This window comes from Corynebacterium felinum, assembly GCF_030408755.1.
Taxonomy (GTDB): domain Bacteria; phylum Actinomycetota; class Actinomycetes; order Mycobacteriales; family Mycobacteriaceae; genus Corynebacterium; species Corynebacterium felinum.
The window spans coordinates 1,286,784-1,309,924 of the sequence record NZ_CP047209.1; the positions used below are offsets into that span (position 1 = coordinate 1,286,784).

The following is a 23,141-nucleotide window of genomic DNA, read 5'->3' on the forward strand; positions in this document are numbered from 1 at the left end:
GGCTTGTCGACGTCGTGGACATGTGCACCTGTGAAGAGCCTGGTCTGGACTAACTTTGTTTAAACGATGCAGTTTTCTGAAACAACAGTGGGGTTCACTGTGCTGTGCGTGTAGGAAGCCTACGAGAAAGGGGCATGGTGAGGGAGTAAAGCGTGCAGGAAATAGGGAGAATGATCTCGTTGGGCACTTCATGTTGCGGCCAAACACAATCAAACATTGTTTAACAATTCTGGTGTTTGTGGCTTTTGGGCACGTATGTATGTACTGAAAATGCGTGGTTATGTGGGGTGATCGGGGGTGATGGGTGGCTGTGTGGTGGTGACAACGGAGACCAATTGCTTTAAGCTACCTCTGTTGGAAAACGTCTGATTGTTTTTGTTTCTTGTGCTGAAAGTGTTGGGGAAAGGTCGAAAGTGTCATGAAAAAAGTCACCACGTCGGTTCTTGCTGGTGCGTTGAGCCTCGTGTGCGTGCACGCAGGGGTTCAGGTTGCGCAGGCGGCTACGGTTCATCCGGTTGTTGATTCGGCCTGCCACGTTTCGCTGGAAGAATCGGAAAAGGCACTAGTGGTGGATTCTTTAGTTGCTGAGCAAGAGTTTTTCATGGGGCGTAGCTGGGGAGCCGGGGCGATTTTAGTGCAGATCGAAAAAGAGCTGCGTGATCTTAATGGGGGAGCAACTCCTGCTGATTTTGCCAAAGCCCCTTCCTTGAAGTCCTTTATCGCGGCGTATAAGGCACATATTGCCAACTTTGATGACACGCAAGTACTGCGTTTGATGCGTGACTCCGCACAGTCTGAACAGGTACGGGCAGCTAGTGATGAGCAGCTGCTTGCCGCTTTCTATTTCCCCGTGCTTTATGGCGGTGCGGCAGCGGTTGAGGATGCGCCTAGCCATGAGCAGCTACGCAACCAGGCGAAAAAGTACCGCGATGCTGGTGTGAGCGTGCCTGCCAGCCAGTCCGGCCCGAAGGAAGTTGCTCTACGCAAGCTTGACCAGATACGTGCAGATGCACTGCTTTCCCCTTCGGAGTTGTTGGCGAAGGAAGGGGTAGCGAATGCTGCACTTGCAGCTTTTCGCATTAAACAGGAGCAAACTGATCGTCGTCTGGCCCATGATCTGGTGTTGGAAGATCTGCGCGAAGCGTGTGTGAAAAATCAGCACAGCACGGTTGATATGAAAAAGCTGTTTGATTCCTATGCTGTGGTGCCTGATTCTTCAACGGCAACGATGCAGCAAGTCCCAAGCGTATCGACGCCAGAACAGAACCCACCAAGTGTCCAGGTTGCACCCGCACAAGGTTCGTCACTGGGCTTTGGAGCTATTTTTGCCATGGTGATTGCGGCACTGGCGGGTATTGGTGGAGTAATTGCTGCGGCGCTGAACATGAAGCAGTTCCTTCCCCGCTAAAGCGTTCGAGATTACTATCGCGGTCGATATTTCCTCTTTGTGTAGCGTGCAGGGTGTTGCTGTGAATCAAGGTGCGGGCGACTGATTGGGGGCCGCTGGGAAGTCTTCCTCAAGCCGTTGACTCGAGGGAGGTTTTCTCTTCTACGAAAAGGGAATGGGGTGTGGTGGGTGGAAGCGTGGTACAAAGTGTGCGGGATATGTCATGGTTTGTGATCATAACTGCCTGTGTACTTGAGCTTCTGCCACCAGAGATATCTCTTTAGTTGCCACTTCTGCATTGGTAGCGCTTTTCCTGGGGTGTTGAGAGGGCATTACATTGATAAGTAAAATAATGATTCGACATAGAGCAAGTGCTATCTGTAAAACCGCAGGTCAATTTTTCGCACGTTTGCTGAAAGTCGAATCAGTATTTTTGAATTAATCCTTGCGCATTTATAGGTTCATCGTGTTGGGGTGTGTATCGAATGTCTTCGCCCAACGCCAGTCGCCTCGTCCACTCCCAAGCGGTCGTTTTTTGCGGGTGCACTCTCCTGATAAACAACGGTTAGAGTTTCAGCGCAAGGGGTCAGAATTGACCAGCGGTTTTCTAGGTAGCAGGTGCTCTATCTCTAACTGATAGTTTGCTTAAGATTTTTTCCTTCTCATTTCAGGCATTTTCGGGGTGGCCAGCATGTCCAGTCTCGTGGAAAACACTGTGGCGAAGAAGCTGCGCCATTGATGCTGGGAAACGAGAAGACGCCAAAGCTTGTGCACGCGTTCGATTCCCGGTGGCTGTAAACCACTTTAAAGGCAACAGCTTGGATTCAGATTCACTAGCCAAGCAATGCAGAGCTATGTGGTGATAGGTGGAAAGCCCTCTTATAGCTGGAAGTTGGGTGAAGCCGTGTGGGTAGATTACTGGCTGACTGTGTTTTTGGCCGCAAGGACAGCAGCAGCGGATGCCACATAATCAATGCCAACAAGCTGGCGGTTGTTAAAGCCCAACAACCAGCAGCTGCCTTTGAATACTTCGATGACCCCGGCGTCGGCAAGCGCTGGGCACAACTGCTGCAGAAATGTTCGGATCAACTTTCCGCGCGCTACCACCACATGTGTTCCCGGAACATCGGTAAGTGAACGGATCAGCTGTGCAAAATCAGCCTGGGGTAAATCCTCAACAGCAATGCCGAAAGTTGCCACCTTAATCCCCAACCATTGGGCCAAAGGGGTAGCAGTCGCCACACAGGCATGTTCAGAAAGTGAATGAACACTTTGTGGATGAAACGGTGCAAGCATACGCGCCAGCTGCGTAGCCTTCGTCAACGTCGCCTGACTTTCCTTGCCTGTCTGCCGCACAAGGACGATCCGGCTAGTTTCGCCCCGCTGAATCTGCGCATCAGCAGCCCGCAGCGTGGTGTGATCAAGCGTGTAGGAAAGAGTAGCCACAGCCGCATCAAAGCCCAGCCAGGAAATAGTATCTACCTCACTATTAGCGATAAAGCTACCCCCAATAACCTCAGCAAGCCAGTAATACACCACTTTCGTTTTCCCACCCATCGGATAGGTCACTTTCGGCAATAGCTTGGTTAAACGCACATGAAAGCCGGTTTCTTCCAAAATCTCCCGCGCAGCAGTCGCGGGCAAAGACTCACCGGGATCCACCTTGCCTTTTGCCAGCGACCAGTCGTCATAATGCGGGCGATGAATACAGGCATACTCCACGTCACCGTGCTGATTTCGCCGCCACAGAACCGCCCCAGCAGCAAAGACAGGGCGGGTGAAGTCCTCAGCGGGAGCAGCCGGAATTTTCTCGAAAGTAGCCACAAGAGCACCAGTGACATTCGACTGGTGGGCAGGAGGAAAGTTAGTCACGAAAACACGGCTTTCATACTCGGGAAAGATACAACAAAGGACAAAGGAGGAAAACACACAGCACTGCAGAAGTATGTTTGCTCGGTGAGGGGGAGGAAACCGCCACACGGGTTTCGGTGAACGAACTAGAGTGAAGAGAGTGCGCAGTATTCATTCCTCAAAACTAAATGTAGGCGAATTAGGCGCGCTTAGCACTTCGGTATTGTAGGAAAGAACTGAAGATTAAGACAACGATTCATAAATGACAAGGAGTGGCAGTGCTCAAGATCGCGGTAATGGGTGCCGGAAGCTGGGGAACCACAGTGGCGAAAGTCTTTGCCGACGCCGGAAACAACGTCACACTATGGGCGCGGCGCACACAGGTAGCTGAGCATATCAACACCTTCCACCGCAACCCCGACTACCTCTCCGATATCGAACTGCCCCATAATCTATATGCCACCGACAATGCCCAAGAAGCACTATCGGGGGCATCTATTGTGGTCTTAGCCGTCCCGAGCCAAACCTTGCGGGCCAACCTTAAACACTGGACCCCCCTGATTCCCGCGGACGCTATAGTTGTGTCGCTGGCTAAAGGCGTGGAAAAAGGCACCTTCTTGCGCATGAGTGAAGTCATCGCCGAAGTGACAGGGCTGCCGAAATCCTCCATTGCGGTGCTCACCGGGCCAAACTTAGCCAGGGAAGTGGCCCTTGAACAACCTGCCGCCACCGTTATTGCATGCGAAGATGAACAGCGCGCCCAAGTAGTCCAACACGCATTAGCTGCACCCTATTTCCGCCCCTACACCAATACCGATGTGATTGGTTGTGAAATTTCCGGCGCCTGCAAAAACGTGATCGCCCTTGCCTGCGGCATGGCGGCAGGCCGAGGCTTAGGCGAAAATACCCTCGCCACCTTGATCACCAGGGGGCTTGCCGAAACCACAAGACTGGGCATGGCCATGGGTGCCCAACAGCAATCCTTCGCCGGGCTTGCCGGCTTAGGTGATTTAGTTGCAACCTGTTCATCACCACTGTCGCGCAACCGCTCCTTTGGTGCGCGCCTTGGTCAAGGTGGAACGCTAGAAGAAGCAAAAGCAGCCACCCATGGGCAAGTGGCAGAAGGTGTAAGCTCTTCAGCCGCAGTATTCGAACTGGCGACGAAAATGGGTGTCGAAATGCCCATTACTCAAGCAGTGTATGCAGTCTGCCATGAAGGCATGGCCGTAGATGATATGGTTTCAGCGCTGATGGGGCGTTCGAAAAAAAGCGAACAAGAACAACGCCACTAAGCACAATCGGTACCCGTGGTGCAATCATGCCGTGGTTTAAAGCCGTGTAGCTAATGGTGCTGATTGAGAAACACAAGCCGTGCTTTCGTGGGAATGATTCGGAAAAAGGGTAGAGTATCTATTCGTGACTTCTACTGATTCCCGCATTAAAATCGCCGTCGTCTATGGTGGCCGTAGCTCCGAACACTCCGTCTCCTGCGTATCCGCAGGCGCGGTTATGGCACACCTCGATCCTGAGCGCTACGAAGTATTCCCCATCGGAATTACCCACTCCGGCACCTGGACTGTCGGCGAATCCGACGTCGACAAGCTGCGCACCATCGATCGCGTCATGCCGGAAGTGGAATTTAAAAAAGAAGTACACCTAAGCGTCGACCCTGCCCACAAGGGCGAATTCCGCTACGCCGACGGCACACTCTATGCCCATGTGGATGTTATTTTCCCAGTACTACACGGCCTGTATGGCGAAGACGGCACCATTCAGGGACTCTTCGAGCTTTCCGGCGTGAAGTATGTTGGCACCGGTGTGTTATCGTCCGCCTGCGGCATGGACAAGGAATACACCAAGAAACTCCTCGCCGCCGAAGGGCTACCCGTGGGCAAAGAAGTAATTGTGCGGGGTGAGGAATCGCTCAGCGATGCAGACCGCGCCCTGTTAGGCCTGCCCGTCTTTGTTAAACCTGCCCGTGGCGGTTCCTCCATCGGCATTTCGCGCGTCACCAGCTGGGATGAGCTCGACGCCGCACTGGCAATGGCGCGGGAATACGATTCCAAGGTGATCGTGGAAGCTGAAATTGTCGGTTCGGAAGTGGAATGCGGTGTCCTGCAGCGTCCTGACGGCAGCCTGGTTGCCAGCGTGCCAGCCCAGCTCGTCGACACCAATTCTGGTGACGAAGGCTTCTACGGCTTCGAAACCAAATACCTCGACGATGTTGTCACCGCGCACATCCCAGCGCCGCTGCCGGAAGAAACAACCGCACTGATCCAGTCGCTGTCCTTAGAAGCCTTCCAAGCATTAAACTGCAGCGGTCTTGCACGCGTCGATTTCTTCGTAACCACCCACGGCCCCGTGCTTAACGAAGTCAACACCATGCCAGGCTTTACCCCTATCTCCATGTACCCTCAGGTTTTCGCCGCCAGTGGCATCGGCTATGAAGAACTGCTCAACACGCTCATCGAGCAGGCTCTCGCACACTAAAAGCTCACACCGTGAGCCAGTTGCATTAAGCCCTTGTTCTCTTCAGTCCTAACCGAAGAGCGCAAGGGCTCTCATTCTGCAGTCTAAGCGCTGTGAACTGGTGTTATTGCGAGTCGCTGGCGGCAGTATGCGCGCTCATCACTTCGCCCAAAACCACCAGAGCCGAATTACCGACAGCCTGAGGCATGGACACAACCACGCCTGCATCGCGACCGAGCGCATACCAATAACTCGCCGTGGTCCCATTGCCCACAATCGTATCTTCAAACCACACCACATCATCCACCTGTGTCACCTTCACCCCAGGGGTATAAGACTCAGGGAAAGCAACACCACAGCGCAGCACAATCGGCTCCAGCCCTTCGGCAACCCACGCAGCCATCCCCTTATCCAAAGAGATCAAGGAACGCTGATACTCAGAAATCTGCTCCGGTAGATGCTTCACCAAAGCATCGCAGCGCTCAGATTTGTCCGCCACCAACTCTGTCAACGGCACCGGATGCGGCTGATGCTCAGTTTCCTTGAGCACCATAAGGGCTGATCCCAAATCCGTCACTGGAGAGTCCGCACCTGCTAGACCTTCCGCATCCGTGGTCACGGCCACCACTTTTTCCTTATGCACTGCATACCACGTTTGCATCGTGGAGGAAGGGGTCACGTCCTTGATGGTCAGCCACGCTGTTCCGGCGTCGTCACGCAACGTGCTCAACGCGGAAAACTGCAACGGCAACTGCACACCGCATCGCAGCGTGACCTGCTGCGTTGACGACGAACGCCAAGCCGCAGCACCAGCGGGGGCAGGATCAACCAACTCGGCACGCGGATGCCCCAACACTTTATTCGGCAACGCCGCAATAAACTCCTTGCACTCCACCGACTGAGCATCCGGGGTATCCAACGTTGCCATCGACACCGGCTGCAACGCCGCCCGATTATAAGCAACCTTGGCGCCAACCAACGTGCCGATCACCAGCAACACCCCCAACACCAAAGCAATCACAATGGGAGTTTTGTTAAAGCTCAGCTCACCACTCACAGAATCACGCATAAGGCACAAGTCTAGTACCTTCACCACAACCGTCCACCCCACACCCCGCCCACCCCCAACACAGCGTGAAAAGGCACACAGATCGACGTGACAACGACCCACGCCCATTCACCCTTAAAAACCACACAACGGGATACGGCACGCAACTTAAGAACATCGACGATACAATGTGCGACTCCGCGATCAGCTGTGCTGCTCAAGCCCAGTTGCGGGGACAACAGACACGAGAAGGGGGAGACTAATCGCGCGTTGTTTGCTGCGCATAAACACCCATTGAAATAATGTTAAAAGACACGAACACACAACACACCTGCCAGCACAGCCTGCGTACCCACGTTGAGTGCAATGCGGCTGCGCGAGATTCTCAGTCCCACACTCTGGGCACGAAGTAGTGAATGGGGGTGTGAGAAAAGAGATCATGGCCCGCCGCAACAAAGTAAAAAACCCCACCCTTGCCGAAGTGGGGGAGCACGCAGTTATCGACACCATTATGCGCCACGCCCCCTCAACACGCAACGGTGACGACGCCGCAGTCCTCGACCACGGTGCGCCCAACTCCCGCACCGTCATTACCACCGATATGCTCGTTGAAGGTCGTCACTTCAACCTCGACTGGTCTAATCCCGCTGAGATCGGGCGCAAAGCAATCACCCAAAACTTTGCCGACGTCGAAGCTATGGGAGCCCGTCCCGTTGCCGCGCTTTTGGCACTGTCTGCACCGAATTACACCCGACTGCAATTTGTTGCCGATCTAGCACGCGGCATTGGCGAACGCGTGTTGGACTACGGGGCAGAGCTTGTTGGCGGCGATATTACGGATGGCGAAAATATCGTGATCTCAGTGACCGCAGTGGGCCAACTCGGGGGATCACTGCCTGCACTCAGGCTGGAAAACGCGCGGCCGGGCCAAATACTGGTCGCCTCCGGTGGAATTGGGGATTCGGCAGCCGGATATGCGCTGATCTCGCGCTTCGGGCGTGAAGGAGTGCCCGAAAAATTCGCACCGCTTATCCGTGCGCACTGCTCGACTGAGATGCCACCTGGGCGCGGCTTTGTTGCACGCGCCGCAGGAGTGACCGCCATGACCGACAACTCTGACGGGCTCATTGCTGATCTAGGCACCCTTGCGCGCCGCTCGGGGGTCAGTGTCAATGTGCTCTCCGAAACTATCGCGCCAAGCCCACTGGTGCGCGAAGCCGCTGAGCTTGTGGGAGAAGACCCGTGGAAATTCGTCCTCAGCGGGGGAGAGGATCACACGCTTGTAGGCACTACTTTTGGTCCCCCGCCGACGGGTTTTCGTCAAATTGGCACCGTTGTTCGCCACAATTCCATGGGTGAAGTCACCGTTGATTCCGCACACCCTCATTATCGAGAAGGATGGACTAGTTTCTGATGAGCTACTTCGATCAACTTCCCATCCACCCCACGTGGAAAGAAGCGCTGACACCTGTTGCCGATACCATCAACCAGGTTGGTGAATTCCTCGAGCGTGAAACTGGGCTCGTCCTACCCCCAGAAGAAGATCGGTGGCGCGCCTTTTCTCAGCCTGTATCGCACACGAAGGTGCTTATTGTTGGCCAAGACCCTTATCCCACCCCAGGTCATGCCATGGGGCTATCGTTTAGCCTGCATCCGTCGGTGAGCCCGCTGGCGCGTAGTGTAGTCAATATTTTCACTGAGCTGACTGAAGATATTGGGTGTGACCGACCCAAAACTGGGGATTTGCGTGGCTGGGCGGATCAAGGTGTGATGCTGTTGAACCGAGTGCTGAGTGTACGTGGCGGAGCAGGGCAAGCTGGCAGCCACCGCGGGTGTGGTTGGGAGTCGATTACAGAGCATGTGATCAACGTGTTGGCACAGCGCAACCAACCTATTGTGGCGATTTTATGGGGCAAGGATGCACATAAAGTGGCGCCGTTGATCGAGGCGAACCCGCAGTCGTTGGTTTTATGTTCCGCGCACCCCTCGCCGTTGTCGGCTCGTCGTGGTTTCTTTGGGTCGAGGCCGTTTAGTCAGGCCAATGCTTTCCTGCGTGGTTATGGTGTGGAGCCGATTTCGTGGGCGCAGGCAAATAAGGCAGGCTAAGATGATAAGTTCTATGCCGAAACAATACTTGGATGCACACGATCTCACTGGGTGGGCGCGTCGCGTCGTCGCCGAGCTTGAGGCTAGGCGTACAGAAATTAATGCGCTCAACGTTTTCCCCGTACCTGATTCCGACACCGGCTCGAACATGGCGTATACCATGGCAGCGGCGTTACGTGAGGTGGATAAGCTGGGTGAAACTTCCGATGTGAGCGCGGTTGCGGCGGCGTTGGCATCGGGTTCTGTTCGGGGCGCGCGCGGCAATTCGGGTGTGGTGTTAAGCCAGGTGTTGCGTGGTTTGGCGCACTGTGCCATGTCGGGTCGGATTGATGGTGAAAGCATTCGCCAGTCGCTTGCTGCGGGCTACAATTTTGTGGTTAAGGCGATTACGGAGCCGGTTGAGGGCACGGTTATTACTGTGTTGCGGGCTGCGTCGATTGCGGCGGATCAGGCGGAGACGAGCTTGCTTATCGACGTCGTCAGCCAGGCTGCTGATGCCGCGAGGGTGGCATTGGCGAAGACTCCCTCACAGTTGCAGGCCTTGCGGGATGCGGGTGTTGTGGATGCGGGCGGTCGTGGTTTGGTGATTTTGCTGGATGCGCTTGTGGCTGAGGTGGAGGGGCGTGCGCGTGATTTTACGCCGCCTCCTGTGGCTGGCAGTGTGGATATGTTTGGTTCGATCACTGGTGCGCGTGTTGTGGGCCAGGAGGTGTCTGTTGCTCGGGTGGATCGGTCGTTTGGGCAGCCGGAGAAGTTGGCTGAGATTGTGAGTCATTCGGCTTCGCTTCCGCAGGCGGAGAAGCCTGCTGCTGGTAGTGGCCGCGATTATTTGGAAGTGATGTTCTTTATTGAGCATGCGGATTTGGCTAGGGTGCGTAGCGAATTGCAGCATTTGGGGGATAGTTTCATTGTTGCTGAGTTGAATGCGGGCACGGGGCATCCGACGGCGGCGACGGTGCATATTCATACCCGTATGGCGGGGAAGGTGATTGAGAAGGCTTTTAGTTTGGGCCAGGTGTCGAATCTCAATCTTGAGGTGTTGCCGGATCGCGTTGAGGCTGAGGTTTTTCAGGGCCGTTGTGTTGTTGCGGTTACTCCGCCGGGGTTTTTGGCCCAGTTGTATCGGGATGCGGGTGCGCATGTGGTGGAGTTTTCGGGTTCGGATGAGCGTGATATTGTGCGCGAAGTGGTGGCCACTGCGCGGGCGACTGGTCGGGCGGAGATTATTTTCCTGCCGAATGGGATATTGACGAAGTTCCAGCTGACGAGTGTGGAGCGTTCCAGTCAGGCTTTTGAGCAGTCGATGACGATTCTTGCTACTGGTAGTTTGGTGAAGGGTTTGGCGTCGTTGAGTGTGCATGATCCGCAGCAGCCGTTGGCTGTGGATGCGTATGCGATGCTTGAGGTGGCGGCTGCGATGCGTACGGCTCGTGTGGTTCCGGCGGGTAAGGCGAAGCTGACGCAGGCTGGTCCATGCGGGAAGGATGATGTGTTGGCGGTGACTGAGTCGGAAACGCTTGCTGTTGCAGAGTCAGTCGGAGATGCTGTGGTTGCTGCGTGTCGTAGTTTGTTGGCGAGTGGGGGCGAGCAGGTCACTATTGTGGTGGATGAAAGTTGTGCCGATGATGTTGATTGCCAGTGGGTGCGTGCTGGTTTGCCCAAGCATGTTGATGTTGTGATGTACCCTGCTACTGGTCTTGGTGTGCTGGCGGAAATCGGAGTGGAGTAGAGCCGTATGTTTCTTGGGTGGAGTGATGATCGTCGGCTGTCGACGATTCTTCCGGCGAAGGAAGCGCGTGCGATCAAGCGCCACTTAGGGTATGAGACTGCGGAGGAGTTGCTGCAGCATTATCCGCGGACGTTTGCGCAGCATCGTTCAACGCATCGGATGGATAGCCTGAATGAGGGCGATATTGTCACCTGTATTGGGCAGATTACTCATATTGCGCAGCGTGATACGGGTTCGACGTTTATTGTGACGGTCACGATTTTTGATGGCGATCATTATATTGATGCGGCGTTTTTTCGGGCGCGGTGGTTGCTGAAGGTGCTGCGCGTTGGGGTGTTTGGCATGTTTACGGGCAAGCTGAAGTATTTTCAGGGCAAACCGCAGCTGCAGCACCCTGATTATTTGCTGTTCCCGCACGAGCCTTCGTCGCAGGCAGCAGGCCGGGGGTGTGGTGCGCAGTCGCCTGTTCCTGGTGGTGCGTCGATGGATTCGGAGCAGGATTATGATTTTGCTGCGCTTGTGTCGAGTATGGATCAGATTCCGATTTATCCTGCGAAAAAGTCGCTGCCGACCTGGCGTATTATGGCGGCTATTGCGCAGGTGCTTGCTTCTACGCCGAAGGTTGCTGATCCGCTCGGGCGTTTTGCGCCGAGTGATCTTCCTAGTTTTGATGAGACGCTTCGTGGTCTGCATAATCGCAGCATTGATCCGCTCTCGCCGTATCTTACTCGTTTGGTCTATGACGAGGCGCTTGCGTTGTCGCTGGTGATGGCGGTTCGTCGTACGGAGGCGACGGCGCGTGTGGCTACTGCGCTGCCGCGTTGTGAGCAGGGTGCGCAGCAGGCGTTGATTGAGTCTTTGCCTTATGAGCTGACTTGTGGGCAGCGTCGGGTGATGAAGGAAATCACGGTGGATTTGGATCGCACGCATCCTATGCAGCGTTTGCTTCAAGGCGAGGTGGGTTCTGGCAAGACTGTGGTGAGTTTGGTGGCGATGTTGCAGGCTGTTGATAATCATCAGCAGTGTGCTTTGTTGGCTCCGACTGAGGTGTTGGCGCATCAGCATGGGGTGAGTTTGCGGTCGCTTCTCGACGCCGCCGGCTTGCAGTCTGTGACTGTCACTGTGCTCACTGGCAGCATGGGGGTGAAAGAGAAACGTGATGCGCTGTTAAAGATTGTGTCGGGTGATGCAGATATTGTGGTGGGGACGCATTCGTTGATCCAGGATTCGGTGGAGTTTTTCGATCTTGGATTGTGTGTGATTGATGAGCAGCACCGTTTCGGGGTGGAGCAGCGTGATGTGTTGCGGACCAAAGGACGAGAGGGCAAGACTCCGCATGTGTTGGTGATGACAGCCACTCCTATTCCGCGCACCGTGGCGATTACGCATTTTGGTGATTTGTCGCAGTCTTTGCTTACGGAGCTTCCTGGTGGGCGTAAGCCTATTCAGTGTTTTTGTGTTCCGGCGGAGTTTCCGCGGTGGGTGCAGCGCATGTGGGAAGTATGTGTGGAGCAGATTGCTTTAGGCCATCAGGTGTATGTGGTCTATCCGCGCATCGAGTCGGAATCTGGTGTGGAGGAGATGTTTGAGGTTCTACGCACTTCTGTATTCCAAGGTCATAAGGTGGCGATGCTGCATGGCAAGATGGCGCCGGAAGATAAAGATGCGGTGATGGAAGATTTTGCCAGCGGGGCGACGTCGGTGTTGGTGGCCACCACGGTGATTGAGGTGGGTATTGATGTGCCGAATGCCACGGTGATGGTGGTGATGGAAGCGGAGCGTTTCGGTGCCTCGCAGTTACACCAGTTGCGTGGGCGTGTGGGCCGCGGTGGCAATGAGTCTTTTTGTTTCTTCTGTACTGAAGCGCAGCAGGGTACGCCAAGTTTTGCCAGGGTGGCGTTGTTGGCTGAAACTACGGATGGTTTTGATGTGGCTGCCTTGGATTTGGAGATGCGTCGCGAGGGCGATGTGTTGGGCAAGAATCAGTCGGGGCGGGAACGTACGGTGCGGTTTTTGGATTTGTTGGAGCATGCGCCGTTGATTGAGCGGGCCAATGAGGATGCTCAGGTGATTGTGGCGGAGGATCTTGAGTTGGCTAAGAGATTGATTCGTCGCTATGACGATCGCAGCCAAGATTATTTGGAAAAGTCATAAATGATAAGGTTAGTTCCATGAAAATCTGTGCGCCTTTTGCAGGCATCGTTCATTTTAAAGTCTCGGTTGGTGATGTTGTCTCCACCGGGCAGGAGCTGGCAAGCGTGGAAGCTGTGAAGCTCGAAACTGCTGTGGTGGCTCCGGGCCCTGGTAAGGTTGCGCAGCTGCATAAGGGAAATTTTGAGGATGTCCTTGGTGGGGATGTGCTGCTGACTGTCGTGGAGGCGTAGAAATTCTATGGGTATGACACGGATTATTTCTGGCGAGGCTCGCGGTCGCAAGATTAAGGTTCCGCCGGAGGGGACGCGCCCAACTTCTGATCGTGCACGTGAGGGGCTATTTTCTTCACTGCAGGTGCGTTTTGGTTTCCAGGATGCTGTGGTGCTGGATCTTTTTGCCGGCTCGGGTGCGTTGGGGTTGGAGGCTGCGTCGCGTGGTGCGGCTGAGGTTGTGCTGGTGGAGTCCAATCCGAAGGCCTGCGATATTATCCGCTTCAATTCGTCGGTTGTGGGCCATAAGAATGTGCAGATTGCTGAGATGAAGGCGTCGACATATCTTGCTTCAGCACCGAAGGAGCACTTCGATATGGTGTTGGCGGATCCACCGTATGAGCTGGATGATGCTGCTGTGGTGGAGATGGTGCATGCGCTCATTCCTGCGCTTGTCGACGGCGCCGCTGTGGTGGTTGAGCGTCATCGCGAATCCCCGGAGACGGCGTGGCCGAAGTGCTTTGTCCCAACAACGCAGAAGCTCAAGAAGCGCACGTTTGGTATTGCCCGGATGGATATGGCTGTTTTCCACCGCGAGTTGGTTGAGGATAGCGTGTCCGATCAGCAGTAGTCATCGCTGCGGGGTGGTGTGGTCGATTGTGTCCTTGTGGTGTGCTTTGAGTGAGAGGTTATGAAGATGAGTTCTAGTATTCACCGTGCGGTGTGCCCGGGGTCCTTTGATCCGGTGACCATGGGGCATGTGGATATTTTTCGGCGTGCTGCCCGCCAGTTTGATGAAGTTACTGTGTTGGTGACGGGGAATCCGAATAAAACATCTGGCTTGTTTACTGTTGATGAGCGTTTGGAGTTGCTGCGCGAAAGCTGTGCGGGGATTGCGAATCTGCGTGTCGATTGGTGGTCTGGCCTGTTGGTGGATTACGCCAAGGAGCATGGGATTTCGGTGATTGTGAAGGGGCTTCGTTCCTCTTTGGATTACGAGTATGAGGTTCCCATGGCGCAGATGAATCGTAATTTGAGTGGTGTGGACACCATGTTTCTTATGACCGATCCGAAGTATGGTCATGTGTCTTCTACTTTGTGCAAAGAAGTTATTCGCTTTGGTGGGGATATCAAAGATGTGTTGCCTGCGGTGGTTGAGCAGGCTATTAAGCGCAAGTATGCGCCTGATGAATTGGAAAGTGAGTAATTTTCTTCATGCTTAGTGCGGGCATCGGCCTCGGCTTGATTGTTTTTCTTATTGTTTTCACTGGCTCGTTTCTCCAACGCGTGTCGGGCATGGGTTTAGGGCTTGTGGCCGGTCCTGTGTTGAGTGTGTTGTTGGATCCGATTACGGGCATTTTGGTGGTAAATGTTCTTGCCGTGGTGAATGCCGCAATGACTACTGCGAGCGTGCGCCAGTGGGTGGATTGGCATCGTTTTAAGCTGATTGCGCCTGTGTTGTTAGTGGGTGCTATCCCAGGTGCGTGGCTGATTACTGTGACAGGTCCTGGTTTGTTGCAGGTTATTGTTGGCGCGCTGTTGTTGTTTGCGTTGGCGCTGGTCACCATGGGGGCGAAGTTTATGCCCGAAGTGCGGGGTAATGTTCCTGCGGTGACTTCCGGTATCGTCGGCGGGTTTATGAATACTCTTGCGGGTGTGGCGGGGCCTGCGATTACGGTGTATGCGCAGGCGGCAAAGTGGGAGCAGCGTTCCTATGCGGCCACGTTGCAGCCAATTTTTATTGTCTCGGGTCTTGTGTCGATTCTTACGAAGGTAGTTTTTATTGGCACAGGTACGTTAACGGCGATTGAGCCTGTGGTGTGGGTTTGTGGTGTTGCCGCGATGGTGGTGGGCATTAAGGCTGGTACTCGGGTGTCGGCGGTCTTTCCCCGTGAGAAGGCGCGTGCGTTGGCGTTGTTCTTGGCGTCAGCTGGCGGTGTGACTGCGTTGGTGCGCGGTTTGTTGGCGTTGTAGTTGATTTGTGAGGTGTGTGGGTATGGGTTTGGTTGATGTTGTTGTTATTTTTGGTGTAATTGGGATTCCTGCTGTGGTCGTGGGTGGTTTGTTTGCTGTCGTGCGCCGCAATAAGAAGCTGGATGAGCGTGAGCGAGTGCAGTCTGATTCCTCGGCTGTGTGAGCGTGTCGACGTCGTGACGCATGCGTGCGTGCTCGCGTACGAAAAGTGCGCAGTACATCGGGGAATGCGCTGCGTGAGTTGAAGAAGGTGATGCTGTGGATGCTTTAACTGCGGGTTTCGCGCAGGCGCTGGGTATCGCTGGCGTGGTGCTGTGCGGTTCGGTTTTGCAGCGCGTCTCAGGGATGGGATTTGGCCTGCTTGTCGGCTCCGTGTTGAGTATCATGTTGGGGCCGATTGAAGGTGTGTTGATTGTGAATATTTTTGCGCTTGCCACCTCGATTGTGACCACCTACAGCATGCGCGCGCATATTGACTTTCAGCGACTGAAGTTCATTGCCCCATTTTTGCTTGTTGGTTCAATCCCCGGCATGTATCTGATTGCCCGCACGGGTACTGGTCTTTTGCAGATCATTGTGGGTAGCGTGCTGTTGTTTTCTCTCGCGTTGGTTGTGGTGGGCAAGAAGTTTTTGCCGCCTATTCGTAGGATGGCTCCAGCAGCGGTGGCAGGTGCTGTTGCGGGGTTTACGAGCATGATTATTGGTGCGGGTGGGCCCGCGATCACGGTCTATGCGCAGGCGTCGAAGTGGGATCACCGAAGCTTTAGCTCAACGCTGCAGCCTATTTTGTTGTTGGCAGCGACGATCTCAGTTTCGATCAAATTGGTGGTGTTGGGTTTCGCACCGGTTCAGCAGACCGCTGTTTCTGTGTGGGTGTTGGGCACCGTGGGGATGTTTGTCGGCACTTGGATAGGCACGCGCCTTGCGGGCAAGATTCCTCGCGATAAGGCACGCTCGTTCACGCTGGTAATAGCCACGCTTGGCGGTATCAGTGCGCTGATTCGTGGTGTCGCAGCATTATAAAAACGATCATCGTACTCACCTGTGGGTGAGTGCAACGACACCATTGGTGGCATCCTGCGGAGCACCACCGCGGATCTTAAAGTTGCTATCCTGATGCCATGGCTGAGCATGATGACGTTTCGATCACCATCGACTGTAGCTTCGGTTATGAGAGTGTCATCGGGGAAGTGACCATGGAGGTTCACGCGGGTGAATTCATTGCAGTAACTGGCGCGAATGGTTCGGGCAAATCAACGTTGATCAGCACGATCGCCGGTGAATGTGAGCCACGGGAGGGAATCGTGCGAGTAGTGCACGGGGAGCACAACGTGCTAGTCGATCCAGCGACCCCATCAGCGGCAGGCTGTGTGACGAGGATTGCTGAGCCTCAGTTTTTCCCCGATCTCACTATTGGTGAGCACATCTTTTTGCTTTCTCGGAAAACAGGGATCTCAGAAGCTGAACTGCTCGCACGAACACAAGCATGGCAGTTGGATGAACTACCCAATACTTTTCCAAGCCGTCTTTCAAGTGGACAAAGGCAGCGCGCTCACCTTGGTATGCAGCTGGCTGTTGCCTCACCGATCATTGTTTTAGACGAACCCGAACGGCATGTGGATTCCCAGTGGGTTAAGGTTTTATGCCAGCAACTCAGGCAGAAAGCACAGTCGGGAAGCACAATTATCGTAGCCACCCATTCTCCCGATGTAGTCACGGTAGCTGATTGGGAGCTTCAACTGTGACTTGTACAGCGGATCTACTCACGGCGCTAGGCATGGCCCGAATTATCTGTGGGATAGTCGCCCTCTTCCTTCTCGCCGTGGTGGCCGAGCGGTTGATGCCCTTGCGATCTGTCTATCGTGATCGCTGGGAATGGGAATTGCGTCCGGCGCAGCGATTTCCACGTATCAATCGGGATGGTTGGCTTCAAGTCCTCATTTTTGCGATCTGTGGCTTCGGAATAGGTGGGGTGTTCCGCCTACTCGTGGGAATCATTCGTCCTCGCCGTTTACCAGTCGTTCTTGGCTGTGGAATCACACAGTCGATGACTCGCGTGACACCAATGATTTTTGACTCAGAGATTAATTCCCACATGTATGCTGCGGCTTGGTTGAGAAACACTCGGATAAAAGCTCACCCACATGTATACACCTCGGTACCGCTCGTGATGGTCACAAGAATTTTCAGACGCGGATATATTCCCATACTTTTCGTGGTTGTTGCCTTGATAGCGTTTGCAGTAGTGCCATTTATGGGATCAGGTGGGCGAACGTTGATCACGCTGAGCTGGTCGATTCTCGCATCCGCTGTTTGGCGAACAACCCGCCTTGACATACCCGGTGCTTTACCCTGGCGAATAGCTTTGTTAGCAGGTGTTGCGATGCTCGGGGCCGCAGTGCAGTTTCTTCCAGGGGTTCCTCACCACCCAGTATGTTCTGTGCTGTGTTCAATAGGTGCGATTGTTTATTGCGCCCTTGTTCGGGGAAAACCACGTACCACTAGTGATTTTTCCTCGATGGAGGTAGGGATAGGGGTACCACTCCAGGTCGGTCTAGTGAGGTATTGGCTATCGGGAGGAATCGCCGTTATTCCCGCGCTGGCTTGCGAATATTGGGCAGCGCTGCTCTAAGAACCCCCTGACAAAGGCGAACTATCAATAGGGTTCAATTGATTAAAAATAACACTTAGAGTTTCAGCGAAGAAGGTAAAAATTGACCTGCGGTTTTACTGGTAGCATTCGCTCTATCTCTAACTGATAGTGTGCAAAGAACTTCACAGTGGGGAACTAGTGCCGACAGTGCACTGACACAAGCCGTGGGGAGGTTAAGACACACTCCCCACGGCCTTAAAAAATTGAAGTGCTACAGAATGCTCGACAAGAATGCCTGCGTGCGCTCATGCTGTGGATTATTAATCACCTGATCAGGTGAACCAGACTCCACAACAACACCGCCATCCATGAACACAACCTGGTCAGAGACCTCACGAGCAAAGCCCATTTCATGAGTCACCACCAGCATCGTCATGCCTTGGGCTGCCAATTCGCGCATTACCCGAAGAACCTCACCGACCAATTCTGGGTCCAACGCCGAGGTGGGCTCGTCGAAAAGCATCAACTTCGGCTCCATCGCAACAGCACGGGCAATCGCCACACGCTGCTGCTGACCACCCGACAACTGCGAAGGGTACGCATCAGCCTTGTGCGCCAACCCCACCTGCGCCAACAAATCAAGCGCCTTCTCACGAGCCTGTGCTACAGGGATCCCCTTCACGTGAACGGGAGCCTCCATCACATTCTCAAGGGCGGTACGGTGCGGGAATAGATTAAAATTCTGGAAAACCATACCAATATCAGAGCGCTGCCGGGCTGCAGCCTTCTCCGAAATCTCATACAGCACACCGTTCTTCTCACGGTAACCAATCAGCTCGCCATCAACATACAACCGGCCAGCAGTGATCTTCTCCAAGTGATTCACACACCGCAACAATGTCGACTTACCCGAACCCGAAGGGCCAATCAAACAGGTCACCGAACCCTTCGGCACCTCCAAATCAATACCCTTGAGCACCTCAAGTCCAGAAAAAGACTTACACACCTGCTGGGCATGGATCATCAACTTACTCTTATCACTCGACATGATGATCTTCCTTCATTAATCAGTAGCAGGGCGCTTCGGCGCCTCAGGAACAATATTGATATTCTTCGGCAACGTGCCCTCAGCATCCGCCAAAGCAGCAAGCTGGCGGGCAGTCAACTCACGTGTTGCACCACGCTCAAAATACTTCTCCAAATAGTACTGGCCCACCATCAACACTGAGGTGATCACCAAATACCAGGTAGCAGCAACCAGCAACAACGGAATTGGCTTAAACAGCGCATTCGCAATATCCATCGAACGGCCATACAGCTCAAGCGAATAAGGAATTGCAACAACCAACGACGTCGTCTTCAGCAAGGAAATAAACTCATTGCCCGTCGGCGGAATAATAATACGCATCGCCTGTGGCAAAATTGTGCGACGAATCGTCATCCACCAGCTCATGCCCAACGCCTTCGATGCTTCGGCCTGCCCCTCCGGAACAGCCTGAATACCCGAACGCACAATCTCAGCCATGTAGGCAGCTTCATTCAAACCAAGGCCGATGACTGCAAGGAAGAACGTGTTCTTCAATGCGTCTTGCAGATTGATCTCAGCGATACCAAGATTGAGCACCTTGAAAATGTTGCCAGCCAAGCCCCAAAAAACGAGCTGAACATACACAGGAGTACCACGGAAAATCCACAAATATGCCCACGCCAAAGCCCGCAGCACAGGATTCGGTGACATGCGCAAAATCGCCATCGTGGAACCTAAAACCACACCAATGAGCATCGCCAGCACAGTCAATGCAATAGTGTGCATCGCCGCGTTAGCAATACGGGTATCCAACAAATACTGGCGGTAAACAGCCCATTCGAAAGCTTCGTTCTGGCTTGAAGAATACAAGAACAAAGCAACAAGGATTGACAAAATAATGGCGGCAGCCCAACGACCAGGATGTGGCAGTGACTTTGCCTCAATAGGTTTCGGGGTGGGGGAGGTACTCATAAAAAGTTAGAATCTTTCAGAATTTGAAAGAGCTTTCCCTGAAAATTAAGGAAAGCTCTTCGAAAAGGAGAAGGGGAGAAGGAAGGCCGAAAATCCTAGGAGCCAGTACAATCCACTACTTCACTGGTTTCCCATTAATCAATGCCTCAGTGATACGGCCGTCACCCAAACCCCACTGGTCCATAATCTTTGCATAATCACCAGTTTCAACCAGGTGCTGCAGCGCTGCAGCTAAGGCAGGGGCGAGAGGGGAATCCTTCTTCACTGGCCAACCGTAGTGGGCGGAATCGAAAACCTCACCAACAGTAGTCAGGCGACCCTCGCTTCGGGCAATAGCCCACGCGGTCACAGGGGAGTCAGCAGAAAACGCATCCGCGCGACCCAAAATCACAGCATTTGCCGCCGCGTCAGACGTATCGAAAGCAAGCTTATTAATAGGCTTCTTCCCAGCTTCCTCGCACTTCTTGGAGCGCACGGTTACGTCTTCAACATCAGACACAGTGGTGCGCTGCACAGCAATAGTTAGACCACAAGCATCATCAGGGTTCACTTTAGTGCCAGGGATCGAACCCCACTGAATACCCGCATTAAAGTAGTTGACAAAGTCGAAGCTTTGGCGGCGCTCCTCATTATCGGTGAAGCCGGAAGCGCCAAGCTCCACGGTGCCACCAAAAATCTGCGGCAGGATCAAGGCAAAATCAAGCTCCTTGATCTCTAGCTCCAAACCCATGATTGAGGCGACTGCGCGAGCAAGGTCAATATCGAAGCCAATAATATTACCTTCGGAATCTTTGAATTCAGCGGGCGCAAAAGGTGGGTTGGTGCCAATTGTGAGCTTGCCATCAGCAGCTACTTCGGCGGGGACGAGCGCTGCAATTTTTTCAACTTTTTCCGGTTTGATTTCTACCCAATCGCTGGGTTGGCCCCCGTCGGAAACGGGAAGGTTACTTGCCCCAGCTGCGTTGGTGTTTGCGGGGCCTCCCTCAGTGTTGGTGACACAACCGGTCATCAAGGTGGCAGCCGCCACTAGGGTGAGAGCGGCGCACCTTGGCGCGGTTAATTTCTTGAGAAGAGTCATGCGCATAAACGTAACATATTCCTGAATTTTTCGCTAGCTTTTCTTCCTGCCTATTTCTCAGTCTCCCGCGGCCTAGCCACACTCGGTACGCTTCGGTTCTATGCAGGACAAAGGTAAAATCCTTGGGGCAAAGGTCAGTGTGAGATCCGTGCACCATCGGCTGTGAACGTGTGCTAGATAACGAAAGTTTCCATCGAGCGTTGTATAAATATTATGCAATTACTCGGTGTTGAACTTTTCAGGTTTCATCCTGTGGTGAACTGGCAGGTGGTGGAAAATGCAAAGAAAAAGTTATCAGGGGTGTTCTCAGCAATGCTGAAGAAAAATGCGGTGGGGTGAGCAGAGGACAAGAAAGCACAACCCCCCCTTTTTCTTGTTCCTATTGAGTGAGCTGAACAAGCGCACCAACAGTACATCAAAAAGAGGGGGGTGAGAAGTGAAGAGATTAAACGGTTTGGGGTTCTGATTCGGTAAAGCGCTCCAACACCATAATTCCACCGGCGATAACACCGCCAAGGACCATCATGAACACTAGCCAACCAACATTTCCTTCAGGGGCTAGTAGCTGAGCGGTATCGGTTTGCCATGGCCACAGCGCGCGCAAAGACCCAAGCATGAACCCAGCCATAGTTGCCATTGTTAAGGTGTGGTGCTCAGTAATGAGGAACTTCAAAGTCTTAATAAAAAACGCCAAGCCGCACACAGCACCAAGGGCAAATACTGCAATGATACTCAGATCGCGATCACCCACAGCGCCAATGACCGGCTGGTATAAGCCCATAGCCAGCAGCATGAAGGAGCCGGAGACACCAGGCAAAACCAGTGCACACACGGCAATTGCTGCGGCGAAGAAGATGATGATCAACGAAGGGTTCTGCTTCTCTGCTGAAGTGAAACCAGTAAGGATAAAGATACTGACCGCTGCGAGAATAAACAGTGCAATAGCGGGGATTTTCTTGGCGGCAAAGTCTGCTTTATCAATCATTCTCAAGGGGACAATGAGTGAAACAGCTACCATGCCGAGGAATAACGCACGGGCGGTGTGTGGTGAATCTTCAACAAAGCTGTGCATCACTTTGGATAGTGAAAGCACGGTGGCGATCATGCCGAAACCGATGGTGATGAGGAAAACCCATTCGATGCGCTGGATCGCTTGTTTGAATTCGGCCCGGTTGCCGAAAAGGCACCGTAAAGCATGTAAAAGCGCGTCACCATTTTTAATTGCGCGTTCGTAGATGCCTGTTACTAATGCAACGGTGCCGCCGGAGACGCCGGGAACCATTTCTGCCAAACCAATCAACGCACCAACAATAACGTGGACTACGTGGATTAAGGGATTGGTCTTCGCTGCCCGCGTGGGGGCGGAAGATTCAGTCATGAATGTGCCTTTACTTTCACTTGTTAAAAACCTCGTATGACTTTACTCGCTCATGCCACGAGTCGCACTGTTGTAGTGCCCCGTCGTGTCACTGTTCACGCCCACTGTAGACACCACGACTACCCCACACATGTCACGATCACTGCTGCCGCAAACATGATGTGCAGGCGAAAGAAGGGAAACAAGACATAAGAATGGGGCGGTTGTGGGCGACGTCGATAAGCAAAAATGCACTGGTGCAGGAATAAATTACGAAACTGTAATTGATTGAAGCCCACGGCACTTTAAGGGTATAGGTGGGGTGGGAGGGGGAAGAAGGAGCGATAGATAATGAATGCTGTAATCTACGGAGTCGATATCAGTAACCACCAGCCGTCGATTGATCTGATGAAGCTGAAACGCGAAGGCTTCGAATTTGCAATTATTAAAGCAACAGAAGGCGGGGGCTTCCGCGACGCCTATTTCCGACGCCACCTCAACGCCGCTACCGCTGCCGGAATGTATACCGGCGCTTATGTCTATGTGTTGGCAATAGCGACGCCGCGCGATCATGCGGATGCGCTTGAAGCAGTCTGCCCCGACCGGTCCATCCCAATCGCGCTCGATATCGAACAGGGATCGGGGACACATGTGCAGCATTGGCGCGATGTTCACGCAGAAATTGAAAGCCGCGGCTACCGTGTTTTTCTCACCTACCTGCCACGATGGTATTGGCGCCAGTGCGGAAAACCTGATCTCGAAGGATTCGCCCCGCTATGGAGCAGCCTGTATCCTGACCACCACCTCGGCTATGCCAGCGTAATTTTTCAACGTTCTGGCACTGCCGGGTGGGAGGGGTACGGGGGATTGCCTGTCTTGTTGTGGCAGTTTACGTCAAGCGCCCAGACAGCAGGACATATTATTGATGCAAACGCTTTTCGTGGCAGCCGTGAAGATCTCGCCGCACTATTTGGCCAAGAATTAATCCTGACACCCTAAAAGCAACACCTAAGCACTCAGGCGCGGAACAATAAGAAACAGCATAAACGTCCCTGATGTGGACACTTCTTGGGCACCTCGTGTCAGCCCTGATCATTGAGGCTTTCTCCTTAGATGAATGGATCTATTCAAGATGATCGCTTGGTGGCACTAGGGAAGGGGTGAGGTTTTGAGGTGGGAAGGCTCTA

General features: G+C 53.6%; 21 protein-coding genes. 15 read left to right on the forward strand and 6 right to left on the reverse strand.

Annotation, left to right across the window (positions count from 1 at the left end):
- Positions 1–418: 418 nt before the first annotated feature.
- Positions 419–1,408 (forward strand): hypothetical protein, encoded by a 990-nt coding sequence (locus tag CFELI_RS05600; RefSeq protein WP_277104096.1) that lies wholly within the window; start codon positions 419–421, stop codon positions 1,406–1,408.
- An 894-nt stretch (positions 1,409–2,302) separates the two neighbouring features.
- Here CFELI_RS05600 and CFELI_RS05605 read toward each other — a convergent pair.
- Positions 2,303–3,259: an NUDIX hydrolase gene (locus tag CFELI_RS05605; protein ID WP_277104097.1), complete on the reverse strand. Its 957-nt coding sequence runs from the start codon at positions 3,257–3,259 to the stop codon at positions 2,303–2,305.
- 275 nt (positions 3,260–3,534) lie between these two features.
- Between CFELI_RS05605 and CFELI_RS05610 the strand changes: the two genes are divergently transcribed.
- Together CFELI_RS05610 and CFELI_RS05615 are read left to right on the forward strand one after the other, a co-directional pair.
- Entirely contained in the window at positions 3,535–4,530 is a 996-nt protein-coding gene (locus CFELI_RS05610) for an NAD(P)H-dependent glycerol-3-phosphate dehydrogenase (protein WP_277104136.1), read from the forward strand.
- A gap of 124 nt (positions 4,531–4,654) precedes the next feature.
- Complete coding sequence (locus CFELI_RS05615) at positions 4,655–5,728, forward strand: D-alanine--D-alanine ligase family protein (protein WP_277104098.1); 1,074 nt, start codon at positions 4,655–4,657, stop codon at positions 5,726–5,728.
- 103 nt (positions 5,729–5,831) lie between these two features.
- Here the strand turns inward: CFELI_RS05615 and CFELI_RS05620 are convergent, their stop codons facing one another.
- Positions 5,832–6,776 (reverse strand): DUF3515 domain-containing protein, encoded by a 945-nt coding sequence (locus CFELI_RS05620; RefSeq protein WP_277104099.1) that lies wholly within the window; start codon positions 6,774–6,776, stop codon positions 5,832–5,834.
- A gap of 418 nt (positions 6,777–7,194) precedes the next feature.
- Between CFELI_RS05620 and CFELI_RS05625 the strand changes: the two genes are divergently transcribed.
- From CFELI_RS05625 to CFELI_RS05675, 11 genes are all read left to right on the forward strand, one after another.
- The gene (locus tag CFELI_RS05625) at positions 7,195–8,169 is read left to right on the forward strand and encodes a thiamine-phosphate kinase (protein WP_277104100.1); all 975 of its coding nucleotides are present in this window, start codon (positions 7,195–7,197) and stop codon (positions 8,167–8,169) included.
- Positions 8,169–8,861, forward strand: a complete 693-nt coding sequence (locus CFELI_RS05630) for a uracil-DNA glycosylase (protein ID WP_277104101.1) — start codon at positions 8,169–8,171, stop codon at positions 8,859–8,861. The genes CFELI_RS05625 and CFELI_RS05630 overlap by 1 nt, the downstream gene beginning before the upstream one ends.
- 13 nt (positions 8,862–8,874) lie before the next feature.
- Positions 8,875–10,590, forward strand: coding sequence for a DAK2 domain-containing protein (locus tag CFELI_RS05635; RefSeq protein ID WP_277104102.1), 1,716 nt, complete (start codon positions 8,875–8,877; stop codon positions 10,588–10,590).
- A gap of 6 nt (positions 10,591–10,596) precedes the next feature.
- Positions 10,597–12,744 (forward strand): ATP-dependent DNA helicase RecG, encoded by a 2,148-nt coding sequence (locus CFELI_RS05640; protein WP_277104103.1) that lies wholly within the window; start codon positions 10,597–10,599, stop codon positions 12,742–12,744.
- A gap of 17 nt (positions 12,745–12,761) precedes the next feature.
- Positions 12,762–12,974 carry a biotin/lipoyl-containing protein gene (locus CFELI_RS05645; RefSeq protein WP_277104104.1) on the forward strand — a complete coding sequence of 71 codons (213 nt, stop codon included), beginning with the start codon at positions 12,762–12,764 and terminating at the stop codon, positions 12,972–12,974.
- A gap of 13 nt (positions 12,975–12,987) precedes the next feature.
- On the forward strand, positions 12,988–13,584 hold the full coding sequence (rsmD, locus tag CFELI_RS05650; protein WP_277104105.1) for a 16S rRNA (guanine(966)-N(2))-methyltransferase RsmD: 597 nt from the start codon (positions 12,988–12,990) through the stop codon (positions 13,582–13,584).
- A 66-nt stretch (positions 13,585–13,650) separates the two neighbouring features.
- On the forward strand, positions 13,651–14,160 hold the full coding sequence (gene coaD / locus CFELI_RS05655; RefSeq protein ID WP_277104106.1) for a pantetheine-phosphate adenylyltransferase: 510 nt from the start codon (positions 13,651–13,653) through the stop codon (positions 14,158–14,160).
- A 23-nt stretch (positions 14,161–14,183) separates the two neighbouring features.
- Positions 14,184–14,927 carry a sulfite exporter TauE/SafE family protein gene (locus CFELI_RS05660; protein ID WP_277104137.1) on the forward strand — a complete coding sequence of 248 codons (744 nt, stop codon included), beginning with the start codon at positions 14,184–14,186 and terminating at the stop codon, positions 14,925–14,927.
- Between the two features lie 22 nt (positions 14,928–14,949).
- The gene (locus CFELI_RS05665) at positions 14,950–15,090 is read left to right on the forward strand and encodes a hypothetical protein (RefSeq protein WP_277104107.1); all 141 of its coding nucleotides are present in this window, start codon (positions 14,950–14,952) and stop codon (positions 15,088–15,090) included.
- Positions 15,091–15,185: 95 nt separating this feature from the next.
- Positions 15,186–15,950, forward strand: a complete 765-nt coding sequence (locus tag CFELI_RS05670; RefSeq protein WP_277104108.1) for a sulfite exporter TauE/SafE family protein — start codon at positions 15,186–15,188, stop codon at positions 15,948–15,950.
- Positions 15,951–16,048: 98 nt separating this feature from the next.
- Positions 16,049–16,672: an ABC transporter ATP-binding protein gene (locus CFELI_RS05675; RefSeq protein WP_277104109.1), complete on the forward strand. Its 624-nt coding sequence runs from the start codon at positions 16,049–16,051 to the stop codon at positions 16,670–16,672.
- Positions 16,673–17,791: 1,119 nt separating this feature from the next.
- Here CFELI_RS05675 and CFELI_RS05680 read toward each other — a convergent pair.
- The 4 genes from CFELI_RS05680 to CFELI_RS05695 form a co-directional block, all read right to left on the reverse strand.
- Positions 17,792–18,544, reverse strand: coding sequence for an amino acid ABC transporter ATP-binding protein (locus tag CFELI_RS05680; RefSeq protein ID WP_277104138.1), 753 nt, complete (start codon positions 18,542–18,544; stop codon positions 17,792–17,794).
- Between the two features lie 39 nt (positions 18,545–18,583).
- Positions 18,584–19,519, reverse strand: a complete 936-nt coding sequence (locus CFELI_RS05685; protein WP_277104110.1) for an amino acid ABC transporter permease — start codon at positions 19,517–19,519, stop codon at positions 18,584–18,586.
- Positions 19,520–19,634: 115 nt separating this feature from the next.
- Entirely contained in the window at positions 19,635–20,597 is a 963-nt protein-coding gene (locus tag CFELI_RS05690; protein WP_277104111.1) for an ABC transporter substrate-binding protein, read from the reverse strand.
- 445 nt (positions 20,598–21,042) lie between these two features.
- Complete coding sequence (locus tag CFELI_RS05695; RefSeq protein WP_277104113.1) at positions 21,043–21,975, reverse strand: DUF368 domain-containing protein; 933 nt, start codon at positions 21,973–21,975, stop codon at positions 21,043–21,045.
- Positions 21,976–22,305: 330 nt separating this feature from the next.
- Here CFELI_RS05695 and CFELI_RS05700 point away from each other — a divergent pair, with 330 nt between their 5' ends.
- On the forward strand, positions 22,306–22,953 hold the full coding sequence (locus tag CFELI_RS05700) for a glycoside hydrolase family 25 protein (RefSeq protein ID WP_277104114.1): 648 nt from the start codon (positions 22,306–22,308) through the stop codon (positions 22,951–22,953).
- The last annotated feature ends 188 nt before the right edge of the window (positions 22,954–23,141 follow it).